Source organism: Nocardioides sp. (genome assembly GCF_036274455.1).
Taxonomy (GTDB): domain Bacteria; phylum Actinomycetota; class Actinomycetes; order Propionibacteriales; family Nocardioidaceae; genus Nocardioides.
Map to the genome: position 1 here is coordinate 13,512 of NZ_DASUFR010000127.1, position 15,841 is coordinate 29,352.

General features: G+C 72.5%; 12 protein-coding genes. 9 read left to right on the plus strand and 3 right to left on the minus strand.

What is annotated here, in order from left to right; all coding sequences use genetic code 11:
- Window positions 1-189: 189 nt before the first annotated feature.
- Both VFV89_RS12115 and VFV89_RS12120 read right to left on the minus strand, forming a co-directional pair.
- Complete coding sequence (locus VFV89_RS12115; RefSeq protein WP_329706196.1) at window positions 190-1,062, minus strand: PhzF family phenazine biosynthesis isomerase; 873 nt, start codon at window positions 1,060-1,062, stop codon at window positions 190-192.
- A 14-nt stretch (window positions 1,063-1,076) separates the two neighbouring features.
- Window positions 1,077-4,250, minus strand: a complete 3,174-nt coding sequence (locus tag VFV89_RS12120) for a BTAD domain-containing putative transcriptional regulator (protein WP_329706197.1) — start codon at window positions 4,248-4,250, stop codon at window positions 1,077-1,079.
- A 201-nt stretch (window positions 4,251-4,451) separates the two neighbouring features.
- On the opposite strand from VFV89_RS12120, the gene VFV89_RS12125 reads away from it, so the two are divergent.
- Together VFV89_RS12125 and VFV89_RS12130 are read left to right on the plus strand one after the other, a co-directional pair.
- Complete coding sequence (locus tag VFV89_RS12125) at window positions 4,452-5,117, plus strand: hypothetical protein (protein ID WP_329706198.1); 666 nt, start codon at window positions 4,452-4,454, stop codon at window positions 5,115-5,117.
- Window positions 5,118-5,247: 130 nt separating this feature from the next.
- The gene (locus VFV89_RS12130; protein WP_329706199.1) at window positions 5,248-7,446 is read left to right on the plus strand and encodes an MMPL family transporter; all 2,199 of its coding nucleotides are present in this window, start codon (window positions 5,248-5,250) and stop codon (window positions 7,444-7,446) included.
- Between the two features lie 70 nt (window positions 7,447-7,516).
- Here the strand turns inward: VFV89_RS12130 and VFV89_RS12135 are convergent, their stop codons facing one another.
- Entirely contained in the window at window positions 7,517-7,864 is a 348-nt protein-coding gene (locus tag VFV89_RS12135) for a hypothetical protein (RefSeq protein WP_329706200.1), read from the minus strand.
- 83 nt (window positions 7,865-7,947) lie between these two features.
- Here VFV89_RS12135 and VFV89_RS12140 point away from each other — a divergent pair, with 83 nt between their 5' ends.
- From VFV89_RS12140 to VFV89_RS12170, 7 genes are all read left to right on the plus strand, one after another.
- Complete coding sequence (locus VFV89_RS12140; protein ID WP_329706201.1) at window positions 7,948-8,715, plus strand: crotonase/enoyl-CoA hydratase family protein; 768 nt, start codon at window positions 7,948-7,950, stop codon at window positions 8,713-8,715.
- Window positions 8,716-8,831: 116 nt separating this feature from the next.
- A complete protein-coding gene (locus VFV89_RS12145) occupies window positions 8,832-9,698 on the plus strand; it encodes a MoxR family ATPase (RefSeq protein WP_329706202.1) in 867 nt (288 codons plus the stop codon).
- Complete coding sequence (locus VFV89_RS12150; protein ID WP_329706203.1) at window positions 9,695-11,062, plus strand: vWA domain-containing protein; 1,368 nt, start codon at window positions 9,695-9,697, stop codon at window positions 11,060-11,062. The genes VFV89_RS12145 and VFV89_RS12150 overlap by 4 nt, the downstream gene beginning before the upstream one ends.
- A gap of 470 nt (window positions 11,063-11,532) precedes the next feature.
- Entirely contained in the window at window positions 11,533-12,588 is a 1,056-nt protein-coding gene (locus tag VFV89_RS12155) for a 5'-3' exonuclease (RefSeq protein WP_329706204.1), read from the plus strand.
- A 12-nt stretch (window positions 12,589-12,600) separates the two neighbouring features.
- The gene (locus VFV89_RS12160; protein WP_329706205.1) at window positions 12,601-13,509 is read left to right on the plus strand and encodes a glycosyltransferase family 2 protein; all 909 of its coding nucleotides are present in this window, start codon (window positions 12,601-12,603) and stop codon (window positions 13,507-13,509) included.
- Window positions 13,506-14,432 (plus strand): glycosyltransferase family 2 protein, encoded by a 927-nt coding sequence (locus tag VFV89_RS12165; protein ID WP_329706206.1) that lies wholly within the window; start codon window positions 13,506-13,508, stop codon window positions 14,430-14,432. The genes VFV89_RS12160 and VFV89_RS12165 overlap by 4 nt, the downstream gene beginning before the upstream one ends.
- A 34-nt stretch (window positions 14,433-14,466) precedes the next feature.
- A complete protein-coding gene (locus VFV89_RS12170) occupies window positions 14,467-15,834 on the plus strand; it encodes a pyridoxal phosphate-dependent decarboxylase family protein (RefSeq protein WP_329706207.1) in 1,368 nt (455 codons plus the stop codon).
- Window positions 15,835-15,841 lie beyond the last annotated feature (7 nt).

Below are 15,841 nucleotides of genomic sequence, written 5' to 3' on the forward strand. Positions count from 1 at the left end.
ATACTGCAGGTCAGAGGCCTAGTGGCCCCTTCTGTCCACGCAAGGATGCACTTGTCCAACACGCCTTGCGGGCGCTTCAAATCCCACCGCCACCGCCAGCCTCACGACCGAGCGCAAGCCGGTCCGTCGATGGGCGGAAGGACCCCAGGAGGTGGGTGTCCTTCTGTCCATCGTCCTCGTGCGTCCGGTTCAGCGAGACCACTCGAGCTCGTCGTAGGGCGACAGTGCCAGCCGGGTGGCCGCGCCCGACACCTCGATGTGCTCACCCGATCCGGGGACACCGACCTCGATCCGGCTCGGCGCGCCCATCTCCACCCCTTGGTGGATCGTGAAGCGGCTGGGCCGGGCGACGAGGCCGAGCTCGCGAAGATACCCACCGAACGCCGCGGCCGCGGCTCCGGTGGCCGGGTCCTCCCGCACTCCGCCGGGAGGGAACGCGTTGCGGGCCCGGAACTCCGTGGGCCGCTCGCGCACGAAGGCGTGGACGGTCGTCCAGCCCTCGCGCTCCATCAGCGCCGCGAGCGCGTCGTAGTCGTAGTCGAAGGCGGCCAGCGTCTCCAGGCCCGCCAGGCCGAGCATGAGGTGGTCGTTGCCTGCGTTCGCGACGTGCACGGGGAAGGCCGGGTCGAGGAGGGCCGACTCCCATGCGAAGGCGGCGAGCGTCTCCGCCACCAGCTCGGCGGACGCCTCGCGCGTCGACGCCGGCGGTGAGGTCAAGGTGGCCTCCAGGCCGCGGCCGGTGGTGCGGGTCTCCACCGAGATCCGGCCCGCCGCCGTGACCAGGTCGCGGGTGCCGGTGCCGTCGCGCTCGGCGAGCGCCACCGCAGTGGCCACGGTCGCGTGGCCGCAGAACGCGACCTCGGCGCGCGGGCTGAAGAAGCGCAGCCGTCGCCCGTCAGCGCTGACGAAGGCGGTCTCGGAGTAGCCGATCGCCGCCGCGATGGCGAGCATCTGCTGGTCGGTGAGCCGGTCCGAGTCGAGGACCACGCCCGCGGGGTTGCCGCCGGTCCCGTCGTCGGTGAACGCGGCGTACTTGAGGACCTGGGCGTTCATCGGGTGCATGCCGAGAGCATGCGTCACCTCCCTTGCGTCCGGGTTGCGCCGCCGTTGGGCGCATCCGGGGCGGCCAGGCGCCGGTCGACCACCTCGACGACCAGGCCGCGGTAGGGGCCTGGGACGGCCCGCGCGCGCAGCAGGGAGTCGCGCGCGTCGTCTCGCCGTCCCTGGAGGACCTGGACGTCGGCCAGCAGGAGGTTGAAGACCGCGATGTTACCGCGGTGCCCGCCTGCCACCACCTCGCCCAGCGCGCGTTCGATCAGCTCCGCGGCCGCATCGGGATCGCCGTCGGCGTGGGCGTCCGCCCAGGCGAGGTGGCTCTCCGCGAGCATCGCGAGCCAGCCGAACCCGAACCGCTCGTCCATCTCCAGCGCCGACCGGGCGAGGTCGCGCACACCGGCCGGGTCATGGAGGTAGACCGCGCTGGCCACGCCCAGGGTGCGCGCGACGGCGCGTGGGAACGGCCGGCCGTCTGCGTCGGCCAGGGCGACCGCCGCGCTCACCGCGGCGGCCTGGGCGAGGCGATCGTCGTGCAGGGCTGCCCAGTAGGCCTCGATGAGGAGCAGCATCACGTGCAGGTGCTCGTCGTACGCCGCCAGCTCGTCGTGGGGGGCCGCCTCGACGTGGACCCGAGCCTGGGTGAGATGCCGGCGCGCCGAGGCCCGGTCGTCGCTGTCGAGCTCGGCGAGCACGCTGCCCAGGTGGACGGCGGCACGGGTGGCGTGCCCGACGTGGTCGACGGTCGCGTCCACGCCCTCGAGCGAGGAGGACAGCGAGTGCACGACATCGACGAAGGACGGGTCGTCGCGGTCGAGCAGGAAGAAGAAGAGCGACCACCACAGCTGGGCGGTGTCGTCGGAGATCGCACCTGCTCGGCTCAGCTCGAGCGTCCGGTCCACCACCGCTCGGACCTCCTCGTCGCCCCAGCCCCGGGTGGCCGTGATGACCCTGAACAGGCTCAGCAGCACCGTCAGCTCGGTCGGCGGGTCGGGGGGTGAGGCCGCGCGCGCCAGCTCGAGCGCGCGCCGCAGGTAGAGCTCCGCGCGCTCGTGGGCGAAGACCGCCACGGACGCCTGCGCAGCCGCGAGGTGCGCGGGCACCCCCTGCGCACCCACGGTGTCGCGGGCCGCCCAGAGGTGCTCGGCGAGCAGCTCTGGTGATGCGGTCCCTTCCTCCTCGAGGTGAGCCGCGACGGCAGCGTGCAGCTCGGCGGCGACGCGGGTCGGCAGTCCTTCGACGACCACCTCCTGGACGAGGGAGTGCACGAACCGGCGCGCGCCTGCGGCAGCTGTGGACGGCTCGAGGAGCCCGTGCCGCGCGGCCTCGTCGTACGCGTCGAGGCCCTGCTCGGTCGTGACCCTGGCGCACGTGGCCGCGAGCCGCAGGTCGAAGTCGCGACCGATGACCGCAGCGGCCGCCAGCAGCTCGCGCGTCGGCTCGCGCAGCACCTTGAGCCGTTGCGCAATGACATGCCGGACCCCGGGAGGCAACGGCGTCGTGCTCGGGTCCGCCGTGGAGAGGTCGGCCTCCAGCATGAACCGCGCCAGCTGTCGCACGAAGAACGGGTTGCCGCCCGTGCGTTCGTGGAGGAGATGGGCGAACCGCTGCCGGTCAGCGGGATCCGCCGAGCCCGTCCCGAGCAGGTCCTGGGTCAGCGTCGCGATGTCGACGGGATCCATGCCGGCCAGGGTCAGCTCCACCGCCGCCTCCTCGCGCGACACGGTCGCCAGCGTGTCCGCCAGCGCCTCGGTCCGGTCCGCGGGCAGGTCGCGGTAGGCGGCCACGAGGAGCAACGGGCGAGAACCCAGCGTCGGGGTCAGGTAGGACAGGAGCTCCAGGGACGGCTGGTCGGCCCAGTGGATGTCGTCGAGGGTGATGACCATCGGGCGCTCCCCGCCGGCCTGCCGGACGAACGACGAGACCGCCTCGTAGAGGTGGAACCTGAGCGACTCCAGGTCGTCTCCGGTCATGGGCAGGGGGTGACCTGTGCGTTCGGCCACGCTCGACGAGAGCTGCGCGACGGCTCGAGCGGACCCTGCGGTGGCGCGACCGAGCGCCTCGTCGTCCAGGGTGGCGGCGATCGACGCCACCACCTGCGACCACGGCCAGAACGACGGTGCCCCGGCGGCAGCGGGGGCTCGTCCGCCGTGCACGGCGAAGCCGCGCTCGCGCGCAGTCGTCTCGAGCCACTCGAGCAGCGTGGTCTTGCCGATGCCGGGCTCGCCGGCGAGCAGGAGCAATGCGCCGGTGCCTGCGTTCGAGAGCCTGTCCAGACAGGCGTCCAGCACCTCGAGCTCCTTGCGTCGACCGATGAGGCTGCCGTGGCTCCTCCGGGCCGACCCGGTTGCGGCTTCGCTCACCTCCGACGAGGCATCGCCCTCCGGTTCCGCAGGCGGCACGGCTGGAGCCGGCGCGGCGAGGTCGGGGTGTCGGGCCAGGACCTTCTGGAGGAGGTCGTCCAGCCGGTCCGACGGGTCGATGCCGAGCTCCTCCTGCAGCAGCAGCCGGAACCGGCGGTGCACCTCGAGCGCCTCCGGCGCTCGGCCGGAGCGGTACAGCGCCAGCATCTGCAGCGCTCGAGGCTCCTCGCGCAGCGGGTGTTCGGCGACGAAAGCCTCGAGGCCGGGGATGGCGTCGACGTGGCGCCCCGTCGCCAGAAGCGCCTCGAACCTGCCCTCGACGGCACTGAGGTAGGTCTCGGTCAGCTGAGTGATCGTGCTCTGGACCGCCTCGTGGTCCGCGACCTCGGCGAGGGGATCCCCGGCCCACGAGCGGACCGCACTCTCGAACGCCGTCAGCGCGGCGTCCGGCTCGTTGCGGCGGAGGTGCTCTCGCCCCTTCTCGGTGAGCCGCGTGAGGTTGACCGCGTCCACGCTCTCCGGCGGCACGTCGAGGCAGTAGCCCTGCGCTCTGGTCGTCAGGGCCGCACCCAGGCCGTCCTTGCCGCCGAGCGTCTGGCGCAGGTAGGAGATGTAGGAGCGCAGCGTGACCGCCCCCTGCGGCGGCGGCGACCCGTCCCAGAGCTGGTCGATCAGCCGCTCGGCGGGCACCACGCGCCCGACGTTCAGGAGCAGGAGCACGAGCAGCGCGCGCTGACGGCGGGTCGAGATCTGCACCTCAGTGCCGTCCACCACCACCCGCAACGGACCGAGGATCGCGAAGGACGCCGGTGGGTCCGTGGCGACGGTCTGCACGGTCGGCACCCTCCAAGCCCCCTGTTGAGCGAGCGTTGAACGCAGGTTGCGCACGCTACTACCGGGGTGCCGGCGCGCGGTCGCCCAGGCGAGGCGGTTCCTCATCGTGGACCCGTCCCGTCGTCGCGCCACGCCCGCACAACCCCGGCGCAACGGCGGGTCGGGACGGTCTTGCCTCCACTCACGAGGAAAGGCACGCCCATGAACACCAAGCGCACCGCGCTCCTCTTCGCCCTTGTCGTCGCCGCGTTCGTGGCGATGGCTGCGTCCTCCTCCCGCGACGAGACCCACCCGGTCGTCTCGGACCGCTCCGGCGCGGCCGGACCGAAGCTCCACGTCGGCCCCGGGCCGGTCGTCGTGAGCGACGCCCGAGGCGACGTGGCCAGGCCGAAGCTCGACCTCTGGAGGGTCCGGGTGGTCAACAAGCCGCACAAGCTCAAGGTGCGCGTCCACTTCCCCGGCGTCGCCGAGACCTACGACTTCCCGACCGGCGCCGTCTCGGTGTTCCTCGACACCGACGCGAGCCGGCCCGGCGCGGAGTACGGCCACTTCATGGACTTCTGGAGCGACTACCGCTTCGCGGAGGTCAGCCGCTGGCGGGAGCAGCCCACCGCAGCTTGGGGACACGCGCCCGAGGGTGAGTGCGTCGCCACCGCCGGGGTGCAGAGCGACAAGCGGAGCAGGCTCCGCTGGTTCGAGTACGTCGTCACCCGCGCCGTCGGCTGCTTCGAGGCCGGACCGGTCCGAGTGGCCGTCACGACCATCAACACCGGTGACCTCGACCCGACAGTCCAGTACCCGCGGCCCAGCTACGACCACCTGACCGGCAGGCACGCGTGGACCGGGTGGATCCCGGTCGCGGGCTGACCCGCCGGACGGCCATCGATGAGCGGCCGGTCCACCGAGACGCAACGCCGCACCAACACCGCCGGCGCAACGTGCCGGACGACCCAAGACCCGTGCGGGGACACCCGCACCCCACACCAGGAGCAGCCCGATGTCCACCTTCCTCTTCCACCTCGGCCGCAGCGCGGCTCGGCATCCGTGGCGCGTCGTCGCCCTGTGGCTGGTCGCCGCCATCGCGGCGCTGTTCGTCAACTCGGCGGTCGGTGGTGACAGCGACGACACCTTCCGCCTGCCCGGCGCCGAGTCACAGCGTGGTGCGGACCTGATCGAGGAGCGCTTCCCCGAACAGTCGCTCTACACCTCCAACGTGGTCCTCCACGACGACCGGGGGCTGACCGACCCCGGACGCAGGCAGGACATCGAGCACGCCGTCGCCGTGCTGGGTGCCGGAGCGCACGTCGTGTCGGTCGCCGACCCGTTCGCCACCAACACCTCGGGCGTCAGCCAGGACGGGACGACCGCGCTGGTCACGATCGCCTATGACCAGGAGGTCGTCAGCGATGCGATGGTGCGGTCGGCCGACGACGCGGTGGCGGAGCTCCGGCAGTCCGGCGTCCAGGTCGAGTACGACGGCTCACTCGGCTACGCCACCGCCCGCGAGGGCGGCGGCGACAACGGCGAGGTGCTCGGCGTCCTCGCCGCGGTGATCGTCCTCGCCGTGGCCTTCGGCTCGCTGGTGGCCCTCAGCCTGCCCATCGGCGTCACCCTCCTGGCGATCCTGATCGGCACCAGCACCCTTGGTGTCCTGGCCGGGTTCCTCCCCGTGCCGCAGATCGCCAACGTCATCGGGCTGATGCTCGGCCTCGGGGTCGGCATCGACTACGCGCTGTTCATCCTCAGCCGCCATCGGCAGAACCTCGATGCCGGCCTCCCCGTCCCCGAAGCGGTCGGCCGCGCCAACGCGACCGCCGGGCTGTCGGTGCTGTTCGCGGGGGTCACCGTGGTGCTCGCGATCGCCGGCGTCCAGGTGTCGGGCATCCCGATGCTCGCGATGATGGGCTGGGGAGCCGCGGTGATGGTGGCGGTCACGATGCTGGCGGCCCTGACCCTGCTCCCGGCCCTCCTCGGGATCCTGCGGACCAGCGTCAACAGCCTCCGGATCCCGCTCACCGGGCGACGTCGGGCGGGCGCGAGCCTGTCCGAGCGCTGGGCCGGCAGGGTGGTCGCACGCCCCCGCACGTACACGGTGGCGGCCGCGCTGCTGCTCGTCGCGATGGCGGTCCCGGCGCTGTCGATGCGGCTGGCCTTCCCCGACGCCGGCAACGACCCGCAGCAGTCGACCACCCGGCGCGCGTACGACCTCGTGGCGGACGCCTACGGAGCCGGCACCAACGGCCAGCTCCTGATCGTGCTCGAGAGCCGAGCCGGTGAGCTGCCCGCGGGTGTCGCCGAGCGCGCGGCCGACGGCGTGGCCGCGGAGGCCGGCGTCGCCGCCGTCGGCGAGCCGGTGGTCAACCCCGCGGGTGACCTGGCCGTGATCGCCGTGACGCCGACGACGGCACCACAGGACGAAGAGACGGCCGAGCTGCTGGACCGCCTTCGGCGCGACCGGCTGCCGGGCCTGTCCGAGGACGGTGCCGTGACGGCACACGTGACCGGCGGGACCGCGCTGACCGTCGACGTCTCACGACGCCTGCAGGACCGCATGCCGGTCTTCCTGCTGGTCGTCATCGGACTCTCGTTCGTGCTCCTCACGGTCGTCTTCCGCTCGGTTCTCGTCCCGCTGAAGGCCGCCGTCCTGAACCTGCTGAGCATCGGTGCGGCGTACGGCGTCGTCGTGGCCGTCTTCCAGTGGGGATGGGCCGCGGGCCTCATCGGGGTCGAGGAAGCGATGCCGATCATGCCCTTGGCGCCGATGCTGATGTTCGCGATCCTCTTCGGCCTGTCGATGGACTACGAGGTCTTCCTGCTCAGCAGGGTGCGCGAGCAGTTCGTGCAGCACGGCGATGCGCGCCGGGCCGTCGTCGAGGGTGTCGGGGCCACCGGCCGCGTGATCACCAGCGCCGCAGTCATCATGATCGCGGTGTTCGCCTCCTTCATCCTCGCGGCCGATCCGACGACCAAGCTGTTCGGCGTCGGTCTCGCGGTCGCGGTGCTGCTGGACGTCACGGTCGGCCGGATGGTCCTGGTCCCGGCGGTGATGAGCCTGCTCGCCGAGCGGGCCTGGTGGCTGCCTCGCTGGCTGGAGCGCCGGGTCCCGTCGGTCGACCTGGAGCCAGACGTCTTCGAGCCCGACGTCCTCGACCCGGCCGCGCTGACGGGCGAGACGCGCCTCGAGCACGTGCACTGACCGCGACCGGATCCGGCCGACCGGCCGGGCCGCCGCCGGCGGTGGCCCGGCCGGCGTACGCCCACACAGGTCAGGACCGCAGGCCGAGCGCGAGCGAGAGATCGGAGTCCGGTTCGGAGGCGTCGGCGTCGTCACGCTCGCCGCCCCGCGTGGCGCCCACGACCAGGACGGTCGCCCCACCGACGAGCACTGCGAGCGCCAGGACCAGCCCCGGCGTACGGGGCGCGTCGTCCGAGGCGACCGACAGGCTCTGCTTCGTCTGGGCGCTGACGGCCGAGATCGAGTAGCCACCGTCGTGGTCCGTGCCCTGCGAGCTCATCCCCATGAAGAGCGCACCGAGGACGGCGAGCACCCAGACCAGGCCCACCATGGCCATGGCGTGGACCACCGTCTCCCGAAGTCCCCGAGATTGGTTCATGCCTCCAGTGTCCGGCACGAGCCGGCCCTCGCACTCGGCCTTTCGGACATTTGGCCTGGGCTCGCCTGGTCTAGCGTGCCGCCATGGAAGACCCCGTCTCCATCCACCACGACGGGCCGGTCACCACCGTCGTCCTGCACCGGCCCCACGCGCGCAACGCCGTCGACGGCCCCACCGCGCGGGCCCTGGCCGACGCCTTCCGCGCCTTCGACGCCGACGAGAGCCGCTCGGTGGCAGTGCTCTACGGCGCGGGCGGCACCTTCTGTGCCGGCGCCGACCTCAAGACGATCGGGACCGACGCCGGCAACCGGGTCGACGAGAGCGGCGACGGACCGATGGGTCCGACCCGGCTGCGGCTCGGGAAGCCGGTGATCGCCGCCGTCGAGGGGTACGCCGTCGCGGGTGGCCTCGAGCTCGCGATCTGGTGCGACCTGCGGGTAGCGGCCCAGGACGCGCGGTTCGGGGTCTTCTGCCGGCGCTGGGGCGTGCCGCTGATCGACGGAGGGACCGTGCGGCTGCCGCGGCTGATCGGGACCGGCCGGGCCCTCGACCTGGTGCTGACCGGCCGCGAGGTGCTGGCCGAGGAGGCCCGGCAGATGGGGCTGGTGGACCGGGTGGTGCCGGCGGGCACGACCCGCGAGGCCGCCGAGGCGCTGGCCCACGAGCTCAGCGCACTTCCTCAGGTCTGCCTGCGTCAGGATCGGCTCTCGGTGCTCGAGCAGCACGCCCTGTCGGAGGAGGAGGCGATGGCCAACGAGCTGCGTCACGGCCTGGCCAGCCTGCAGGCGGGTGCGCTCGAGGGTGCCCAGCGGTTCGCGTCGGGCGAGGGGCGGCGCGGCCGTTCGACCTAGGGCCCCGCCCCGGTGCACCGCATCCTGCTGACCTGTCCGGCGAAGTGCGGTGCAGTCGTGGTCTCAGGGCAGACCACCGCGGCTCGGCCGATGGACGGATACGGGAGACTGTCGAGGTGTCCTGGTTCGCCTCCCCCGACGAGGTCACCGAACGGCTCGCCTCGACGGGCTACCTGGCCGACCCGGCCACCTCGACCACGGCCTACCTCGCCGGGGCGCTCGAGAAGCCACTGCTGGTCGAGGGTCCCGCGGGCGTCGGCAAGACCGAGCTCGCCAAGGCGGTGTCCCGAGCGACCGGCGCCGAGCTGGTGCGGCTGCAGTGCTACGAAGGACTGGACGAGGCCCGGGCGCTCTACGAGTGGAACTACAAGAAGCAGCTGCTCCGCATCCAGGCCACCCAGGGTGACGACCACTCGTGGGCCGAGACCCACGACGACATCTTCACCGACGAGTTCCTGCTCACCCGGCCGCTGCTGACCGCGATCCGTCGCCAGGAGCCGACGGTGCTGCTCATCGACGAGGTCGACAAGACCGACGTCGAGGTCGAGGGGCTGCTGCTCGAGGTGCTGTCCGACTTCCAGGTGACGATCCCCGAGCTGGGCACGCTGGCCGCCGTACGCCGCCCCTACGTCGTCCTCACCTCGAACGCCAGCCGGGAGCTCTCGGAGGCGTTGAAGCGGCGCTGTCTCTACCTTCACCTCGACTACCCCGACGAGGAGCGCGAGCGCGAGATCGTGCTGTCTCAGGTCCCGGACCTCGAGGAGCGGGTCGCCGGGCAGCTGGTCGCCACCGTCGCCCGGCTGCGCGACCTCGAGCTGAAGAAGCCGCCGTCGATCGCCGAGTCGGTCGACTGGGCCCGCACCCTGATCGCGCTCGAGGTCCGCGACCTCGACGACAAGGCGGTCGACGACACCCTCGGTGTCGTGCTCAAGCACGCCTCCGACCACGAGCGCGCGGTCCGAGAGCTGCGGCTGCGCAAGTGACCGCCAGCGGCCTGGTCGAGCGGCACGTCGCCTTCCTGGAGGCACTGCGCGGAGCCGGGCTGTCGGTCTCGCTCGCCGAGGGGCTCGACGCGGTGGCCGCGCTGAGCGCGCTGCCGTGGGACCAGCGCGAGACCGTGCACGCGGCGTACGCCGCCACGCTGGTCAAGAAGCAGAGCCAGCGGCCCACCTTCGACGCGCTTTTCGACGTCTACTTCCCGCGGCTCGTCGGCGAGGGCGCGGCGCGCGAGGAGACCGACGAGACCGTGCGGGACAACGGGCAGGCCCTCGGCGAGTTCCGGGAGCGGCTGGCCGAGGCCCTCGCGGCCGGCGACCAGCAGGCGCTGCTGCGGCTGGCCGTCGAGATGGTCGGCCGCTTCGGCGCCATGCCGGGCCGCGGTCCCGGACTGTCCAGCTGGTCGGCCTACACCGCGCTGCAGCGGGTCTCGCCCGCGGAGCTGACCGAACGGATCGTCCAGAGCCTGCTGGCCGAGGGCCGGAGCGAGGAGGAGGCCGCCCGCGTCGCGGGCCGGAGGATCGGCTCCTTCACCCGGCAGGTCGAGGACGACGCCCGCCGGCGGATCGCCGAGGAGAAGGGCCCCGACCACGTCGCCGACGTCGCGGTCCGGCCGACCATCGACCGGCTCGACTTCACCGCGGCGCGCAAGAGCGACCTCGAGGAGATGCGCCGGGAGATCTACCCGCTGGCTCGCCGTCTCGCCACCCGGCTCACCCAGGAGCACCACTCGCGCAGGCGCGGGCCGCTGGACTTCCGGCGTACCGTCCGCGCCTCGATCTCGACCGGCGGCGTACCCCTCGTCACCCACCAGCGTCCCAAGCGCCCGCACCGCAGCGAGCTGGTCGTGCTCTGCGACGTGAGCGGCTCGGTCGCCAGCTTCGCGCAGTTCACCCTGCTGCTGGTCTTCGCGCTGCGCGACCAGTTCCAGAAGGTGCGCGCGTTCACCTTCATCGACCACGTCCACGAGGTCACCGAGAACTTCACGCCCGGTGCGGACGCGGCAGACGTGATGGCCGAGCTGGCCGCCAGCACCGCGCACGCCGCCCTGTGGGGGCGCACCAACTACGGACGTGCGTTCACCAAGTTCATGGAGCAGCACGCCGACGCGCTCGGCCCCAAGTCGTCGTTGCTGATCCTCGGCGACGCCCGGTCCAACTACTCCGACCTGGCGCTCGACTCCCTCCGTGCGATGGAGCGCGACACCCGGCACGCGTGGTGGCTCAACCCCGAGGCCCGCCGGCACTGGGACACCGGCGACTCCGTGGCCGGGAGGTACGGCGAGATCGTGCCGATGGTCGAGTGCCGCAACCTGACCCAGCTCGGGGAGTTCGTGCACGACATCTTGTGAGTGGGTCGGTGCGAGGTCGCCTCCGGGTTGCAGGGGTCACCTGATATCCGGCTCGTGTGACGTGTCCGTGGGTGGGCGGCCGCGCGCGTAGCACGCCGCGCGTGTTGCGGGATGTGCACCGCATATTGGCCAGCCAGGACGCCGAGATGTGCTGCATATCCGCTGGACCCGGGCTTTGCCGAAGATCTCCGGCACCAGGTGCCGATTTCCCTCCGCAAACCCACCGTCCGGTGGGCGCGCGGGCACCCACGGGAAACGTCGGGGTCACCGGATATCCGGTGACCCCTGAGCTTCTGTACCGAGATCTCGGCACAGAAGCGGATGGGTCGCTACAGAACCCCGGCCCTGCTTCTGGCGCGGGTGAAACGAGCAGGTGCCTTCGCCGCGGCGGGGCCGGCCGGGTGCGTCGCTGCCGTGAGCCGGGGTGGGTCCGTCATGTTGTCGCCGCGCGGACTTAGGGTGGTCGAAGCATGTCCGACCTGTCCGCTCCCACCGTGCTCGCCGTCGACGGCAACTCGCTGCTGCACCGCTCGTTCCACGCCCAGGCCAGCACGATGTACCGCACCCCCGACGGGGTGCAGGGGTGGGCGGTCCGCGGGCTGCTGAGCCAGCTGTTGACCGCGGTCGACCGGGTCTGCGCCGACGTGGTGGTGGTCGGGTTCGACGACCGCGGCAACAGCAGCCGCAAGAAGCGGTGGCCGCACTACAAGGCCCAGCGGGCCCCCAAGCCGGAGAGCCTCGAGCGCCAGCTCGACCTGGCCGTCCAGGTGCTGCGCGAGCTCGGCGTGGTGGTCGTGGTGCCCGAGGGGCTCGAGGCCGACGACGTGCTGGCCAGCGTGGCCGCGCAGGCACCGGCCTGGGGCGCGCGGACCGTGGTGGCGACCTCCGACCGGGACAGCTTCGCGCTCATCGACGCCAACACGAAGATGCTGCGGATCCTCAACGGTGGGGTCGATGCCTCCCCGCTGCTCGACCCCGAGCGGCTCGCCATGGTGACCGGTGTCCGTCCGGAGCAGTACCTCGACCTGGCCGCACTCCGCGGGGACAGCTCGGACAACCTGCCCGGCGTGACCGGCTTCGGCACCAAGACCGCGGTCAAGCTGCTGCAGGCACTCGACACCGCGCAGGCCGCGTTCGACGACGCGGAGTGCGGCGGTGGGCGCTGTGCCGCGGCGGTCGGCAAGGCCCGCGCCAACGCGCTGGCGGCCCCCGGTGCCCGGGACCGCTGGAGCCACAACTGCGAGGTGATGGCGATGGTCACCACCGCCGACCTGGGCCTCGACGCGTCCCTGAGCCGCGGCCGGCTGCCGCTCGACGAGGACGCCGTCCGGTCGACCTACTCCCGCTTCGAGCTCCACCTGCCCGGCGCGATCCGCGCCCTCACCCTGCGCGAGCCGGCCAAGACCGTCACCGAGCCCTTCTTCGACCCTCGTTGGAGGGCCGCCCCACGACCGCACCCCGGCCCGCTGCCCAAGCTGGTCCCCGCCCCGGCGGGACCGGCGTACGTGCAGGAGACGCTCTTCTGAGACGGTTGGCGCGTGACTGACCAGCACGGACGCCGCATCGTCGCCGTGGTCGTCACCTTCAACCGGCTCGAGATGCTGCGTCGCCAGCTCGAGCGGCTGCAGGAGATCGGCGAGCTCGACGAGGTGCTGGTCGTCGACAACGCGAGCACCGACGGCACCGGCGCATGGCTGGCCGGCCAGGACGTGGTCGCCGAGACGCTGCCCGAGAACACCGGCGGCGCCGGCGGGTTCAGCCACGGCCTCCGCGCGGCCGTCGACCGGGGTGCCGACCTGGTCTGGCTGATGGACGACGACGGGCTCCCCGAGCCCGACTGCCTGAAGCTGCTGCTCGAGCGGGACGACCTCGACTTCTGGGGGCCCGCGGTCCTCGCCGCCCAGGACCCGGGCCGGCTCTGCTTCCCGATCCGGCTGCCAGGTGGCACCCGCGTCGTCCACGACGTGGCATCGGTCGAGCGAGCTGCCGTCGACGGGCTGATCCGCGGTGTGGTGATCCCGTTCAACGGCGTGCTCGTCACCCGCGAGCTGGTGGAGAGGATCGGCTACCCGCGGGCCGAGTTCTTCATCTGGGGCGACGACGTCGAGTACCTCTGGCGGGCCGAGGCCGCGGGTGCCCGGATCGCCACGGTGGTGGCAGCCCACGTCCTGCACCCGGCCACCGACGACCTCGGGACACCGATGATGTTCGGCCGGACGACCTACAACCACAGCCCCAGCGACCTCAAGCACTACTGCATGGCCCGCAACAACACCGTCAACCTGCGCCGCTATCGGGGGTGGCCGCACGTCGCGATGTTCTGGGCCAAGACGGTCTGGTTCTACCTGTTCACCCGTCCGCGGCCGGGCCGGATCCCGATGAGCGCCCGGGCGGCGTACGCCGGCCTGCGCGGCGACTTCACCGGCCACCGGAGGTACCTGCGTTGAGTGCCGACGCCGCGGAGGTCTCGACAGGCTCGACCAGCGGGGCCGAGACGGTGGCGGTGGTCGTGGTGACCTACAACCGGGCCGCGCTGCTCACCCGGATGCTGGCGGGCCTGGCCGCGCTGGAGCGGCAGCCGGACGCGGTGATCGTCGTCGACAACGCGAGCACCGACCACACCTCGACCGTCCTCGACGGCGTCACGGACCTCCCGCTCCAGGTGATCCGGCCCCAGGAGAACCTCGGCGGTGCGGGCGGCTTCAACCGCGGGGTGCAGGCCGCCTACGACCAGGGCTTCGACCGGATCTGGCTGATGGACGACGACGTGGTCCCGGCGCCGAACAGCCTCGACGTGCTGCTCTCGGTGGACGACGAGGTGAGCGACTGCCTGCTCACGGTCCGGGAGGACACCCAGGGCCGGCTGGTCGAGAAGGCGGCGGTCATCTTCGACCTGCGCAACCCGCTGCGGATCAAGCCCAAGACCGCGATGGTCGAGACGACCTACCGCACCCGCGAGGCGATGCCCGCGCTGGTGGAGATCCACAACGTCCCGTTCGAGGGGTTCATGGTCCGGCGCCGGGTGGTGGATGCCATCGGTCTGCCCGACCCGGACTTCTTCATCTTCTACGACGACGTCGACTACGCCCTGCGGGCCCGGCGCGCCGGCTTCCGGATCTACGCCGTCCGCGACGCGGTCCTGGTCCGCCAGCTCGACTTCGACCAGCAGCACGACCTGTCGGGGTGGAAGGGCTACTACATGTACCGCAACCTGTTCCGGGTCCACCTGCGCTACGGCGAGAACGCGCTGGTCCGGGCCAAGCCGTGGCTGATCACCGCCGGCGTGGTCGCGCTGTCACCGGTGCGCGGTGGCCGCGCCGAGGCCCGCAACGTGCGCCGGGCACTCAAGGACGCCCGGGCTTCTCGCTAGCGCCGCCCCCCGTTCGACCGCCAGAGTGGGGGCCGTGAACGACGAGCGCGCGGCCGCCCTGCCCGTCGCGGTTGACCACGCCCGGAGCTGGCTGGAGTCGCTGGCGGACCGGCCGGTCCCACCGCAGGCGCCGGTCGAGGAGGTCGTCGAGCGGCTCGGCAGCGAGCTGCCGGACGGACCGCAGGACCCGGCGAAGGTGGTCGAACAGCTCGCCACGGCCTGCGAGCCCGGCCTCACCGCGATGCCGTCCGGGCGGTTCTACGGGATGGTCATCGGCGGGACACATCCGGCCGCGCTGGCCGCGGACTGGCTGGTCAGCGCCTGGGACCAGAACGCCGGGCTGGCCAGGGTCACCCCCGCCATGACCGCCGTCGAACAGGTCGCCGGCACCTGGCTGCTGGACATCCTCGGGCTGCCCGCGGGGAGTGCGGTGGGGTTCGTGACCGGCGGGACGATGGCCAACTTCACCGGCCTGGCCGCCGGCCGGGACACCGTGCTGCGGCAGGCCGGCTGGGACGTCTCGTCGCGCGGGCTGGTCGGCGGCCCCGGGGTCAGGGTGCTGGTGGGGCTCGAGCGGCACGACACGGTGGACCTCGTCCTGCGCTACCTGGGCCTGGGCGCGCCCACCGCCGTCGAGGCCGACGCCGAGGGCCGGCTGGTCGTGGCCGACCTCGAACGCCGGCTGCTCGAGCACAACGGCCCCACCGTCGTGTGCCTGCAGGCCGGCAACGTCCACTCCGGCGGCTACGACCCGTTCACCGACGCGATCGAGGTCGCCCACGACCACGGCGCGTGGGTCCATGTCGACGGCGCGTTCGGGCTCTTCGCGGCCGCGACGACGGCGTACCGCCACCTCCTGGCGGGCGTCGAGGGCGCCGACTCGTGGGCCACCGACGCCCACAAGACGCTCAACGTGCCCTACGACTGCGGGATCTCCGTCGTCCGCGACCCCGCCGCGGTCAAGGCGGCGATGGGCATGCACGGCGACTACCTCATCCACGACGAGGCCGGCGACCCGTTCGAGAAGGTGCCCGAGCTGTCCCGCCGGGCCCGCTCGGTCCCGGTCTACGCCGTCCTCGCCGCGCTCGGCCGCACGGGCGTGTCCGACCTGGTGGAGCGGATGGCCGGCCACGCCGCGGCGTTCGCCCGTGGGATCGAGGAGATCCCAGGCGCCGAGGTGCTCAACGACGTGGTCTTCACCCAGGTCTGCGTCAGCTTCGGGGACGACGAGCGGACCCGGGCCGTGGTGGCCCGGCTCCTCGCCGACGGCGAGGCCTGGATGAGCGGCTCGGTGTGGCGGGGCCGGGCGGTGCTGCGCATCTCGGTCAGCAACTGGTCGACCACCGAGAGTGACGTACGTCGCAGCCTCCGCGCGGTGGCCCGGGCTGCGCAACCTGAGTGAGCGCGCC

Excerpts from the sequence above, each read along its gene's own strand:
- VFV89_RS12115 (WP_329706196.1), bottom strand. The coding sequence starts at position 1,062 with ATGCACCCGATGAACGCCCAGGTCCTCAAGTACGCCGCGTTCACCGAC.
- VFV89_RS12125 (WP_329706198.1), top strand. The coding sequence starts at position 4,452 with ATGAACACCAAGCGCACCGCGCTCCTCTTCGCCCTTGTCGTCGCCGCG.
- VFV89_RS12130 (WP_329706199.1), top strand. The coding sequence starts at position 5,248 with ATGTCCACCTTCCTCTTCCACCTCGGCCGCAGCGCGGCTCGGCATCCG.
- VFV89_RS12135 (WP_329706200.1), bottom strand. The coding sequence starts at position 7,864 with ATGAACCAATCTCGGGGACTTCGGGAGACGGTGGTCCACGCCATGGCC.
- VFV89_RS12140 (WP_329706201.1), top strand. The coding sequence starts at position 7,948 with ATGGAAGACCCCGTCTCCATCCACCACGACGGGCCGGTCACCACCGTC.
- VFV89_RS12155 (WP_329706204.1), top strand. The coding sequence starts at position 11,533 with ATGTCCGACCTGTCCGCTCCCACCGTGCTCGCCGTCGACGGCAACTCG.